This is a genomic window from Microbacterium sp. CCNWLW41 (assembly GCF_037083505.1).
This window is the reverse complement of record NZ_JBAOJP010000014.1, coordinates 134,683-146,563: the sequence shown is the minus strand read 5'-3', so window position 1 is coordinate 146,563 and position 11,881 is coordinate 134,683. Positions and strand designations below refer to the sequence as shown.

The 11,881-nt window shown below is 70.9% G+C and carries 14 protein-coding genes; 6 read left to right on the top strand and 8 right to left on the bottom strand.

Annotation, left to right across the window (positions count from 1 at the left end; all coding sequences use genetic code 11):
* The first annotated feature begins 547 nt into the window (after positions 1-547).
* The gene (locus tag V6R91_RS34020; protein ID WP_336398985.1) at positions 548-1,009 is read left to right on the top strand and encodes a hypothetical protein; all 462 of its coding nucleotides are present in this window, start codon (positions 548-550) and stop codon (positions 1,007-1,009) included.
* 58 nt (positions 1,010-1,067) lie between these two features.
* Here the strand turns inward: V6R91_RS34020 and V6R91_RS34015 are convergent, their stop codons facing one another.
* From V6R91_RS34015 to V6R91_RS34000, 4 genes are all read right to left on the bottom strand, one after another.
* Positions 1,068-2,636: a helix-turn-helix transcriptional regulator gene (locus V6R91_RS34015; RefSeq protein WP_336398984.1), complete on the bottom strand. Its 1,569-nt coding sequence runs from the start codon at positions 2,634-2,636 to the stop codon at positions 1,068-1,070.
* A 97-nt stretch (positions 2,637-2,733) separates the two neighbouring features.
* Entirely contained in the window at positions 2,734-3,537 is an 804-nt protein-coding gene (locus V6R91_RS34010) for a class I SAM-dependent methyltransferase (protein ID WP_336398983.1), read from the bottom strand.
* Positions 3,530-3,973 carry a MarR family winged helix-turn-helix transcriptional regulator gene (locus V6R91_RS34005; RefSeq protein WP_336398982.1) on the bottom strand — a complete coding sequence of 148 codons (444 nt, stop codon included), beginning with the start codon at positions 3,971-3,973 and terminating at the stop codon, positions 3,530-3,532. The genes V6R91_RS34010 and V6R91_RS34005 overlap by 8 nt, the downstream gene beginning before the upstream one ends.
* Positions 3,970-4,323, bottom strand: coding sequence for a VOC family protein (locus tag V6R91_RS34000; RefSeq protein ID WP_336398981.1), 354 nt, complete (start codon positions 4,321-4,323; stop codon positions 3,970-3,972). Before V6R91_RS34000 ends, V6R91_RS34005 begins: the two co-directional genes overlap by 4 nt.
* Positions 4,324-4,464: 141 nt before the next feature.
* Between V6R91_RS34000 and V6R91_RS33995 the strand changes: the two genes are divergently transcribed.
* The 3 genes from V6R91_RS33995 (at position 4,465) to V6R91_RS33985 (ending at position 7,504) form a co-directional block, all read left to right on the top strand.
* Positions 4,465-4,698: a hypothetical protein gene (locus V6R91_RS33995; protein WP_271062242.1), complete on the top strand. Its 234-nt coding sequence runs from the start codon at positions 4,465-4,467 to the stop codon at positions 4,696-4,698.
* 113 nt (positions 4,699-4,811) lie between these two features.
* Entirely contained in the window at positions 4,812-5,861 is a 1,050-nt protein-coding gene (locus V6R91_RS33990; RefSeq protein WP_336398980.1) for a LacI family DNA-binding transcriptional regulator, read from the top strand.
* Positions 5,862-5,962: 101 nt separating this feature from the next.
* A complete protein-coding gene (locus V6R91_RS33985) occupies positions 5,963-7,504 on the top strand; it encodes a helix-turn-helix transcriptional regulator (RefSeq protein ID WP_336398979.1) in 1,542 nt (513 codons plus the stop codon).
* Positions 7,505-7,521: 17 nt separating this feature from the next.
* Here the strand turns inward: V6R91_RS33985 and V6R91_RS33980 are convergent, their stop codons facing one another.
* The 3 genes from V6R91_RS33980 to V6R91_RS33970 all read right to left on the bottom strand — a co-directional run bounded on the left by V6R91_RS33980 (position 7,522) and on the right by V6R91_RS33970 (position 9,455).
* Positions 7,522-7,728 (bottom strand): DUF6458 family protein, encoded by a 207-nt coding sequence (locus tag V6R91_RS33980; RefSeq protein WP_067243350.1) that lies wholly within the window; start codon positions 7,726-7,728, stop codon positions 7,522-7,524.
* 148 nt (positions 7,729-7,876) lie between these two features.
* Positions 7,877-8,716 (bottom strand): cytochrome c biogenesis CcdA family protein, encoded by an 840-nt coding sequence (locus V6R91_RS33975; protein WP_271062239.1) that lies wholly within the window; start codon positions 8,714-8,716, stop codon positions 7,877-7,879.
* A gap of 1 nt (position 8,717) precedes the next feature.
* The gene (locus V6R91_RS33970; protein WP_271062238.1) at positions 8,718-9,455 is read right to left on the bottom strand and encodes a DsbA family protein; all 738 of its coding nucleotides are present in this window, start codon (positions 9,453-9,455) and stop codon (positions 8,718-8,720) included.
* Positions 9,456-9,541: 86 nt separating this feature from the next.
* On the opposite strand from V6R91_RS33970, the gene V6R91_RS33965 reads away from it, so the two are divergent.
* The gene (locus tag V6R91_RS33965) at positions 9,542-10,213 is read left to right on the top strand and encodes a GntR family transcriptional regulator (protein WP_271062237.1); all 672 of its coding nucleotides are present in this window, start codon (positions 9,542-9,544) and stop codon (positions 10,211-10,213) included.
* Here the strand turns inward: V6R91_RS33965 and V6R91_RS33960 are convergent.
* Positions 10,207-10,893, bottom strand: coding sequence for a metal ABC transporter ATP-binding protein (locus V6R91_RS33960; RefSeq protein WP_336398978.1), 687 nt, complete (start codon positions 10,891-10,893; stop codon positions 10,207-10,209). The two genes, V6R91_RS33965 and V6R91_RS33960, sit on opposite strands and share 7 nt — an antisense overlap.
* Positions 10,894-10,955: 62 nt before the next feature.
* Here V6R91_RS33960 and aztB point away from each other — a divergent pair, with 62 nt between their 5' ends.
* A complete protein-coding gene (aztB, locus tag V6R91_RS33955) occupies positions 10,956-11,864 on the top strand; it encodes a zinc ABC transporter permease AztB (RefSeq protein WP_336398977.1) in 909 nt (302 codons plus the stop codon).
* Positions 11,865-11,881 lie beyond the last annotated feature (17 nt).

Genomic DNA, 11,881 nt, shown 5'->3' with positions numbered 1-11,881 from the left:
TGACCGTAGGCGACAGCATCAAACGCGCCGCACAAGGAACGAAGAACGTCACCGACAAAGTCGTCGACGCAGTCGAACCAAAGATCAGCGACGTCACAGACACCATCCATGACGCGGCCCATGACGCCAGCAACAGAATCCACAAAGCAACCGGACACGAGCCGAAGGAGAAGTAGACGGGCCTGGAAAAGGAAATCTGCCCCACCCTCCCGTAGGAGAGTGGGACAGATTTCATAAGCTCGGGAGCTACGACTAAGCGTGGTTCACGTCGTGTCTCTTCCCGAGAACCGTGGCCGGCTTCGAGAAGAACATCGCCAGCGCGAGAACCACGAGCCCCGCGAGTACCACGGCGAGAACGCCCCAAATCCCTTCGTGGTTCGGTCCGAAGGTCATTCCCCTGCGGAAGCTGAAGAGCCCCAGTCTGACGGTGAAGAAGGGCGAGCGAGACAAGGGCGCGACGCAGGGTAGATCGGTCCCAACCGCGGGGTTCCCCGTACTCGGGCTGGCCCCAGAAGAGCTGTTGGCGTACCGGGGATTACGCTGCCGAGTGCATCGCATGCGCTGGTCGACACTCACGCACGAGGAGAAACTCCAGATGATTGACAACGCTGATTCCCGTCGCAGGCCCGCCACCGTTCAAGTGGTCTTTTGGGTGATCCTGCTCGGGCTCGTCCTCGACATCGTGGTGGCCGCGATGACAACCTTCGGCGGGGTCAACGCCATGTCCGGAACGATGCTGGTCGACGGGGAACCCGCGACGAACGGACCGATCCTGCTCGCGATGGGGATCGGGCTTTTCGTTCTCATCGCGATCGAACTGTTCGTGCTGTTCCAGATGCGCGCCGGCCACAACTGGGCGAGGATCGTCGTCACCGTCCTCGAAGTCCTCTCCCTCGGAGCCCTCGCGTTCGACAGGCTGAGCATCCCCGGTATCCTGAGCGCCCTCATCTCCGTGCTCATCATCGTTCTGCTCTGGGTCAAGCCGTCCAACGTCTACTTCCGCGGCTGATCCATATGACCGACGAATCCGCCCCGCCCTCCTACAGGAAGGTGGGGCGGATTCGCGTTCAAGATCCCAAGGCCGTCGACAGGAACTCGGCTCGCCCGCGCACCGCGAGTTTGCGATACACCTTCGTGAGATGCACTTCCACGGTGCGGGGCGAGATACCGAGAAGGCGACCGATCTCGTCATTCGGTCTGCCCTCCAGGAGTTGGGAAGCAACCTGCAGCTCCCTCCGGCTGAGCGTTGAACGCCAGTCCATGAGATCGCTTCGGGTGCCCCCCGGCCGCTGAACGGCCCGAGCTGCGGCGGAGGACCTTTCACCCACGGCGGAACCGTACGGTTCGTATGTCACAGGTCGCCGTGGGCTCAGCGCGTGCAGCGATGTTCGGATGCCGGTGCCTAAGTCTGGCAACTCGGCAGCGAGCAGCCGGACCGCGCTCGTTATCGTTCCGGCGCCTACATGCACTGCAGGCAGCCGGAGCAGGACATCTCGAATGAGGCTGGCGGCGCCAGGATAGTCCTGCACCTGTAACTGGAAGCCGCATTGCTGCAGAAGGGCGAGCGCTTCGATCAACGGCGACAATCCTCCTGGAGACAGGTTCCAGGGCCATCCGGGTCGCGCCCGAGTCGTCGCGAGATAGGAGCGTGCCTGAATGTTGTCGGCCTCGCCCGGATCCGACCGCCACGTCTCGGTGATGGCGACGAGGTCGGCCATCCGCGCCCGATCACCTGCGCTGGCGGCGACCGGGACGAGCGCGCGAATCTGATCAACGATCCGCCGCCGAGGATCGGGGTCGTCGACGGGACCGTCCGTGAGGTTGTCCACGGCCACGAGGAGTGTCGACGACCGCTCACGAACGCCGTTGGCCGACCCGGCAAACGCGGCCGATAGGTACTCGCGCGCGCTCAGCGTAGCGCCGCAGAGGAGCGCGGCGTGTCCGGCGACCAGAGCCGCACGCCCGGCGAGCTCGCCGTTCGCCCGGCCGCACACGCGGGCGGCCGCATGGAAGGCAGCAAACGGACTACCGGCTTCCAGCGCGGATACCGCGACGGTCTGGAGCATCTGGAGGTTGGCACGGTCGGTGGGGCGCACATGCGACCAATGCCAAGCCGAAGCGAGATCTTCCCCTCGCACCGTTGCAGCACGAGCGAGTGCACGATGCGTGGCCAGCGCGGTAGGGGCGTCGGTGTCATGGATGAGCACTGAGCGGATGTGCGAGTTTGTGAATTCGAAACGGCCATTGCCGTGGAACGTGAGTAGGCCGTTCGCTGGCCCCGTTAAGAACGAGTCGAGATCGATCGCCGCTGCAGCGAGAACGACGTCCGTGTGATGCGAGGTGCTCAGGGCAGCCGTCCGGAGAACCCGCAGGTCGGCGCTCGACAGAGCCGAGAGCTTGTCCCGCAGATCCCGTACTGCCTCGTCCACGGGCGGAAGCGCAAACGGCAACATCCTCTCGCCCGTAACCTGCTCGGTGCCGAGAGTCGAAGCCAGTTGCACTGCGTGACGCATGTCGCCGTGTGCGTGATGAAGGATCCACGCCACAACATGCGGAGCCGCGACCCGTCCCGACGCTGACAGGGCCGACACCGCCCGGCCAACCTGCCGCAGCGAGGGAAGATCTGAATCATCCATGCATCATGTCTACCGTCTAGTGATGTCGAACTTGCATCCTCGCTCCGGAGAACGGGTCGGTTTGCTGCGGGGGTCAGCTAGGCCCGACCGGAGACGGTCAGGACGGGACGGCGCGGACGAGGACCAACGACCCCTCGAAGAAGGGTTGCGTGCGGAGGTGGCCGTAGTCGGCATCCCATTCGCCGGTGTCCAGAGCACGCCCGAGGTCTCGGGTGTAGGCCGCGGCGACCGCGGGGTCGATGAAGCTCCATGCGGAGCACGCCGCCCGCGCCGAGGTGGAGAGGAGGCGCTCCGGTCGCCCGTAGTAGGCCTCGTTGAAGCCGTCGGTGCAGTCCTGCGGGATCGGGACCGGCTCGACCGTCACGCTCCCGCCCAGCGCCGCCCCGAGTCGTGTCGTGGACGGATACCGCCGGCGCTCGGTGGCGATGACCCCGGGCGCGTACCGGCCGAGCCAGAACCGGTCCAGGAGGTCGGGGTCGCAGGTGAGGATCACGACCGGCCCGCGGGTGACCCGCCGCATCTCGGCGAGGCCCGCTTCCAGGTCGCTCCACTGGTGGACGGAGAAGGTCGTCATGGACGCGTCGAAGGCGTCGTCCGGGAACGGAAGCGCCTCGGCGACGGCGTCGACCGCGGGCGGGAGCGGTGCGCGGCGGTGCCGTCGCATCGTCTCGGAGGGCTCGACCGCGGTCACGAACCGGTCCGTGGGCTCGTAGCTTCCCGCCCCGGCTCCGACGTTGAGCACGGAGGCGGCATCCCCGAGCGCGTCCGAGATCCGGCGGGCGATCCGGGGGTCGGCCCGGCGGAAGGCGGCATAGGAACCGCCGACCGCCCCGTAGTCGGCATCGCCCGCGCTGCCGTCCGCCGCACGGCGGCCGCCGAGATGCGGCGTCTGGTCACCCATCGCGGGCTCCCGTCTCGAGCGTTGTGCGGATCCGCCGGAGCAGGTCGACGGCCGCGGTCAGGTCCGCCTCCGACGCGCCGGCCGCGGCGTCCGCCGCCCACGCCAGACGCCGTGGCCGGATCCGGTCGAGCGCGCGGCGTCCCTCGTCGGTGAGATGGACCAGCGGCGCGCGCGCATCGGCCGGATCGGGGCGCCGGACGACCAGTCCCGCCCTCTCCAACTGGGCGACGGACTCGTTGGCGGACTGTCGGCGCATGCCGCGGCGCCGGGCGATCCCCGCGACGCTCAGCGGGCCGTGCGCGACCGCTCCCAGCGTCAGCCACCGAGCGGCGGTCAAGCCCTCCTCGGCGACGAGGGCGTCCCCGGCGCGCGAGAAGGCATCCGCCAGGCGGAAGGTCTCGTCGACGAGCGCCGTCAGCGCCCCCGCGGAGGTCAACGCCCCTCGCTCACGCACAGGAGGTGGCCGTCCGGGTCTCGGAGCACCGCCATCCGCTCGCCCCACGGCCTCGTCTCCACCTCGTCCACGACGACGCCCCCGGCGCCGACGCATCGGTCGACGGCATCCTCGAGGCCGACCGTCGCGAAGCCGGCGGCCACGGCGGTGTCCGACGGCTCGGCTCGCCGCTCGTGCAGCATGACCTCCACGCCGTCGCCGGTCCGCAGCCATGCCAGCCCGTCGGTGCGCTCGGTCTCCTGCAGGCCGAGCGCACCGACGTAGAAGGCGATCGCCCGGTCGAGGTCCGAGACAGAGAGGATGAGGCGCTGCAGCGTTGCGGAGGGGGTCATAGCGCCATCCTCTCCCGATCGACAGGGGCCTGTCAATTATCGACAGGCCTTGCCGGTGTTGGCGCGGACTTCACGCAGCCTTGACCGCCCTGTACCGGTACAGTATCGTCGTCTCTGTACCGATACAGAACGGGAGTCGTCATGGAACCGATGATGATCGGCGCGTTGGTCGAGGCGGATGCGCAGACGATGCGGCGGGGCCAGGAACAGGACCGCCGCCGCGAGAACGTGTACGCCCGGGAACGGCGCGCTCGCGCACGGCTGCATCGAGCGGCCCGGGCGCGGATCCGCGCCGGACTCGCCCGGCTCCTCCGTCGGCTCGCCGCCGTCGTCGATCCCTGCCCCGGCGCCGCAGCCGAGCGCGTCCCGGTGTGACGTACGCGGGCGCCGCGGGGATCCCTCCGCGCCCGGCGGATGCGGCGACCGCGATCGTCGACGGTGTTCCCCTCCTTGGCCTGGGCCAGAATGGAGGGGAACGAGGGAGCGAGATGGCGCGCGTGACGCTGCAGACGATCGCCGACGAGGTCGGCGTCAGCCGTATGACCGTCTCGAACGCGTTCTCCCGTCCGGATCAGCTCTCCGCGGCGCTCCGGGCGCAGATCCTCGACGCCGCCGCGCGCCTCGGGTACTCCGGCCCGGACCCTGCCGGGCGGGCGCTGGCCCGGGGACGCACCGGTGTGATCGGCGTCGTCCTGACCAACTCGCCGCGGGATGCCTTCGCGGACGAGGTCGCGGTCGGATTCCTCCGCGCGGTCGCGGCGACGCTCGCCGACGAGGGGTACTCGCTGGTGCTGCTGCACTCGTCCGAGCGCAGCGATGTCGACCCGGTCCGCGACATCGCGATGGACGGCGCCATCGTATACTCCTGCGCGCCCCGCGCCCGCGAGGTCACCGCGCTGCGGGAGCGTCGGCTCCCAGTGGTCACGGTCGAGTCCGCCCCGCTCGGGGACGAGCCCCGCATCCTTCTCGACGACGCGGCGGGCAGCGGTCAGGCGGCCGCGCACCTGCTCGACCAGGGCCATCGCGACATCGCCGTCGTCGTGACCTCGGTCGACGCCGCGGACGAGCCTCTCGACCCCGCTCATCGTGGTCGTGCATCGGGGACGATCGGCCGACGCCTGGATGGGTGGGCGAGCGTCCTCACCGATGCCGGGGTCGTGCCGCGGATCGTCGGGACACCGGGTTTCGACGTCGACGACGTGCTGCGCGAGCGCATCGCGGCGATGCTGGACGACCCGCCGACCGCCGTGCTCGCGTTCTCGGACCTGGCTGCGCTCGAGGTCATCGGTCAGGCCCGCGACCGCGGGCTCCGCGTGCCCGAGGATCTCTCCGTCGTCGGCTTCGACGACAGCCCGCTCGCCGTGCGGGTGTCGCCGCCGCTGACGACGGTCCGGCAGGACGTGGACGCGAAGGGCACCGCGGCCGCGACGACGCTGCTGGCCCTTCTGCGGGGGGAGCGGCGGCCCGATCTCACCCTGCCCACGTCCCTCGTGGTGCGCGGATCTACCGGTCGCCCGCCCGAGGTCGCGGCCGGCTGACGCCGCGGAGTCTCGACGGAGAGCGATGGTGCCATCCGGTATACGGGTAAGCCCGTACGGGAGGGATCGCGCATCGCCGGGTGCTCTAGCATCGCGAGAGGATGGAACCGGTTTCGTTGAGCGATGTCGAGTGGGCCAGCGAGAACCTGGCGGTCCTCGGCGTCCCCGTCGCCGCGCACATCGCCGGTCGCCTCGCTTCCGAGACCCTCCGGGAGGCGGACGTGCTCCGCGAGATGGCCGCTCAGCTGACCGTCGATCAGCTCGCGGGTCGAGAGATGCTGCCGAAGACCCTGCCCGTGGGCCCCGTCCTCGTCGACCGTGCGTTCGAGGGGCTGGACGGCCTGTCGGCCGCGGGGCGACGTCTGCTGATGACGGCGGCGTTCAGCGTCGTGGACTCCCTCGACGTCGTCCTCGCCGCCGCGGCCACGGAGCTGGACGACGTCGTCTCGGGCCCCGCCGACGGTGCGCTGCGGTTCGCCACGGACGGCACGTTCCGCTTCGCCGATCCGCGCCTGCGTCTCGCGCTGCGGAAGGGCGCTGATCCCGAGGCGCGGATCGCGATCCATCGCTCGCTGGCGAAGGCGATGGACTCCCGGGACTTCGCGCTCGCCACGTGGCATCTGGCGAAATCCGGCATGTCGGTGGACGGCGACCTCGTCCGCTCGCTGACGCACCTCGCCTCGCGGCTGCTGAAGTCGGGGGCGAGCCCGGCCGCCTACTACGTCGCCACGGATGCGGCGCTGCGCACGTCCGCCGAGGCACGGGCCCGCGTGGAGCTGCTCCGGGCGCAGGCGGCGCTGATGAGCGGGGCCGATCTCTCCGCGGCCCGGATCCTCGGGGCGCTGACGGAGAACGGCGATCCGGGCACACGTGAGCGTGCCGCCGTGCTGCTTCGCGCTGCTCGCGGGTTCGCCGACCGTGACGGAGCGAATCTCGGCGAGCGACTGGCGAGACAGCAGCTCGCCCTCGCGCCGGCGGCGGCGACGACGGCCGACGCACTGCACCTGGCCGAGCTCGCCGAGATCGCGGACGCCCGGAGCGAGGATCCGCGCGAAGCGGACCGGCTGCAGGCTCGGATGTTCCTCGCACTGGGGCGCGCGGCGCCCGAGTGGCCGTGGCGGCTTCGCGATGGGGCCGTGTCTCCGGCGGTGGAGGCCGCCGTACGACTGCACCAGGTGGGGTTCCTCGTCCATGTCGGGGACGTCGACGGCGCGGGGGCGGTGCTTCGGAACACCCTGCCGCGGTTGCCGCTCGCCGGGATGGCGGGCGGCGCGCTCGGCGGCCTGCTGCGGCAGCTCAAGAGCGTGCTTCCGGAGCTGGGCGGGGCGACGGGGGCGATGCTTCCGGCGCCGGGGCCGGGGGACCAACCCGCCCGCACGACGGCCGCCGCCGCGGGGCGCCGATCGTCCGCCGTCACCCGGAAGACGCACCCGGTCCCCGCCGCCGCGCTCCCGCGACTGCCGGAGCACCTGACCGACCGGGAGCAGCAGATCGCCCAGCTCGTGGCCGGTGGTCGGACCAATCGCGAGATCGGCGCGGTCCTGGACATCTCCGACCGCACCGTCGAGGTGCATCTCGGCAACATCTATCGGAAGCTCCAGGTGCGAGGCCGCCTGGGGCTCGCCGCCGCCGTCCTGGCGTGATCGGGTGCGATCGGCGATCAGACCACGTCGTCGTCGATCGCTTCGGCCCGCGGCCGCCCGCGGCGCACGAGGAGCAGGATCAGCCCGATGAGGAACGCCACCGCGCCGGCGCCCATCAGGATGTATCCGATCATGTCGAGATCCACGCCCTGGACGTCGATGTCGATCGCGAATGTCAGGATCGCGCCGATCACGAACAGGACGATTCCGGTGCCGATGGTCATGGCTCCTCCTTCGGTCGCGCTCGCGTTGAGCATGCCGGGAGCGGATCCGTGCGGACAGGGCCTTGACAGGGCGCGCCGGGGAAGGGGTCTGCCGGGGCCGGCTCTGCCGCCGCACCGCCCGGATCCCTGTCGCCCGGAGGGATCGGGCTCAGTCCTCGTCCGCGGCGGGTACGCGGCGCGACGCGGTGCGGCGGGCACGGAGGGCCGTCAGCCCGGCGACGCCCGCGGCCACGAACGCGACGATGAGGAGGACGAGGATGTCCGGCACGCCGCGGGTGGCCTCGTAGGCCCAGCCCTCGATCCGGACCTGATCGGAGGCGGAGAGGATCCCTCCGAGCGACGACGTGCCCGCGGTGACGAGGAGGAACACGCCCAGGGCGATGGTCAGCAGACCGCCGACGAGGCCAGTCCATGTGTTCCGCCACCGCCCGAGACGCACCTCCCGGGGGCGGACGAGCCGCCGCACGAACGGCAGCCGGCTCCACAGGAGCGCGAGGACCAGGAGGGGCAGGGCCATCCCCGCGGCGAAGAAGAGGAGCACGATGCCGCCGTGGAGCGCGTTCCCGCTCAGCGCGGCGACCGTGAGCACCGCTCCGAGCAGCGGGCCGGCGCAGACGCCCGCCAGCCCGTAGACGGTGCCGAGCGCGTAGACCGACGCGGGCGTCGTGCTCTCGACGCCCTTGCCGCCGCGCAGGAACGGGACCGGGACGTTCAGCACCATGAGGACGCCGAGGAGGATCACCACGACGGAGGCTGCGCTGACGAAGACCAGGCGATGCTGGGTGACGAAGGCGCCGAGCGTTCCGGCCAGGACGCCGAGCGGCACCAGAGTCGTGATGAGGCCCAGGTAGAAGATCCCGGTCCGGGCGACGAGCTTCGCGGGGTTCGTGAACGCGTACGAGAAGAACGCGGGAAGGAGCATGACCGAGCACGGGCTCAGCAGCGTGAGGACGCCGCCCACCAGCGCTCCGAGGAGGCCGATGTCCATCTCAGCCCTTCTGTGCGATCGCCCGGTCCAGGAAGTCACGGAAGACGGCGACCGGCTGCGCGCCCGACAGGGCGGTGTCGTTGGCGACGAAGAAGGGGACGGCGCTCACGCCCAGGCGCTGGGCCTCGGCGGTGCTCGCCTGTGCCGCCGCGCGCACGGCGGGGTCGTCCAGGTCGGCGCTGAATCGGTCCAGATCCGGGATCCCGGCTTCCTTCGCGAAGGCGATGAGCTTCTCGCGGGGGAGGTCCGGGTGACCGCTGTCCGGGGCGGCCGCGTAGACGGCGTCGAGGTACTCGAAGAAGCGTCCCTGCTCCCCGGCCGCGCGGGCTGCGACGGCCGCGTCCTCGGACTGCTCGCCGAAGAACGCCACGTCGCGGACCTCGAGCCGCACGAGGCCCTTGTCGACGTACTCCTCGATGATCGTCGGGATGGTGTCGCGGTGCACCGCGGCGCAGAACGGGCAGCGCAGGTCGGTCCACTGCACGAGCGCGACGGGGGCGTCGACCTTCCCGAGCGCCATGGGGTCGCCCGGATCGCGGCGGGCGAGCTCGGGGACCTCCGGGGAGGAGCTCGTCGTCGGCTGAGCCGCGGGGGCGGCGGAGCCCGTGTTCATGGTCAACTGGGCGACGACGACGATCCCCAGGAAGACGACGACGATGGCGAGCGCCGCCGTCAGCCGCCGGTAGAAGGTGAGCTTCGAGGTCAGCTCGGTCGGGTCCGGGCGCGGGGATTCGCTCATGGATCTAGGATACAACTGGCATTCAAGAGTCCGATCCGGCGTACGCCCCGGCTGTACCCTGGACTCACCTTCCTGGAGGACCGCCCGTGACGGAGAACGACCTGAGCGCATCGTCGCGCGCGTACATCGTCATCCGCGATCACATCCTCGACGGCACCCACGCTCCCGGGGAGATGCTCGGCGAGGCATCGCTGGCGTCGTCGATGGGGCTGAGTCGCACGCCGGTCCGTGCCGCGCTCGCGCGTCTTCAGGACGAGGGCTGGATCGTCATCTACCCCAAGCGCGGCGCGGTCGTGCAGGGGCTCTCCGAACGCGCGGTCGCGGAGCTCGGCGACGCGCGGCTCGCCCTGGAGTCGAGCTCCGTGGCCCGCGCCCCGGAGGCGCTCCGCTGCCGCTTGGCGGACCGCATGGAGTCCTCCCTCGCCGATCAGCGTGCCGCGTTCGCGGACGGGGACGTCCGCGAGTTCATCGAGCTCACGCTGCGATTCCACCGAGGGTTCGTCGAGGCGGGAGGCAACGGGGTGCTCCTAGAGCTCTACGATCGCCTCGCCGACCGTCAGCGTTTCGTCCTCTTCCAGGCGGGGGACCGCCTCCTGCGGCGCTGCGAGGAGATCATCTCCGAGCACGAGGCGCTCACCGCCCTGCTGCGCTCCGGCGATGGCGAGGGCTTCACCGCTGCGCTGCGGGACCACATCGCGGAGACGGGCGTCCGGCCTCTGTCCTCCTTCGGCTTCGACGACGCGACGACGTTTCACTGACGGGAACTCCGCCGGCACTCCTCCGCGGCGTACCGGCCGGATCGCGACAGGTCCGCCGTGACCCGGCCGGCTTCCAGGTGGACGACCCGTCCGGCGCCGAGCGCGTCCTCGTCGTGGGTGACGCAGACCACCGCCGCGCCCCGGGCGGACTCCTCGGCCAGGATCACGCGGGTGCGCTCCGTGCTCGCGGCGTCGAGCCCGGCGGTCGGCTCGTCGAGGAGCAGGACGTCCGGGCGGCACACGATCCCCTGGGCGAGGAGCGCCCGCTGCCGCTGACCGCCGGAGAGCTCCCCGAAGGGTCGGCGCTCCAGACCGGCGAGGGCGACGCGCGCGATCGCCTCGGACACGGCGAGCCGTCGTCGCCCGCGGGTCATCCGCCGACCGGCCGCGCCCCAGGTGCCGATGCGGACGACGTCCTCTGCCGTCAGCGGCAAGGCGTCGGCGGCAGCGAGTCGCTGCACGACCAGCCCGATGGTGCCGCTGCGGCTCACTGTCCCCGCGCGGGGCCGGATGCCGCCGGCGAGGAGCTCGAGGAGGGTGGACTTCCCGGATCCGTTCGGTCCGGTGACCGCCGTGATCTCGCCGGGGGCGAAGCGGAGGGACAGATCGTGCAGGACGTCGGGTCCGTCGTAGCCGGCGCGGACGGATCGCAGCGAGGGGGCGGTGGTTCGGGAGCTCATGACCGCCATGCTACCGTTGAGAACGATTCTCATTATCAACTCTGGAAAGAGGAACGATCCGCATGCTGTCCTGGCTCCTCGATCCCCTCGGGACACCGTTCGTCCTGAACGCTCTGATCGGCGGCGCTCTCGTCGCCCTCGTGTGCGGGATCGTCGGGACCTGGGTTGTGATCCGCGGGATGGCGTTCCTCGGTGAGGCGATCGGGCACGGCATGCTGCCCGGCGTGGCGATCGCCACGGTCGTCGGCGCGCCGGTGCTCCTCGGGGCGGCGGTCTCGGCCGTGGTGATGAGCACCGCGGTCGGCCTCCTCCAGCGGAGAGGGCGACTGTCCTATGACACGAGCATCGGCCTGCTGTTCGTGGGCATGCTCTCCCTGGGCGTCATCGTCGTCTCCCACTCGCGCAGCTTCGCCACCGACGCGACGGCCCTGCTCTTCGGCGACGTGCTCGCGATCGGCTCGGCCGACATCGGGGCGCTCGCGCTGGCCCTCGCCGTCACGGTCGTGGTCGCGGTGCTCTTCCATCGCTCGTTCGTCGCGGCAGCCTTCGACCGACGCATCGCCCTCGCCCAGGGGCTGCACCCGCAGCGGGCGCACGTGGCCCTCGTGGGCCTCGTCACGCTGGCGGTCGTCGCCTCGTTCCAGGCGGTGGGTTCGCTGCTCGTCGTCGGACTGCTCCTCGCGCCCGCCGTCGCCGCTCGCCTGTGGACGCGTCGGATCCCGGCGACGATGGCGCTGGCCTCGGGGGTCGGCATGCTGGCCGTCCTCGTGGGTCTGGTCGTGTCCTGGCACGCGGGGACCGCGGCCGGGGCGTCGATCGCCTTCTCCGCGGTGGCTCTCGCCGCCTCCTCCGCAGGACTCCGGGCGAGCGTCCGCGGACGCCGCGCCGGCCGGAGCCGAACGCTCCGCGAGACGGCTGCGGCGGACGGCGCGCCGACCCTCACCCCTCTCGCGGCCGGAGCGTCGCGATGATCCGTCGAAAGGAACAC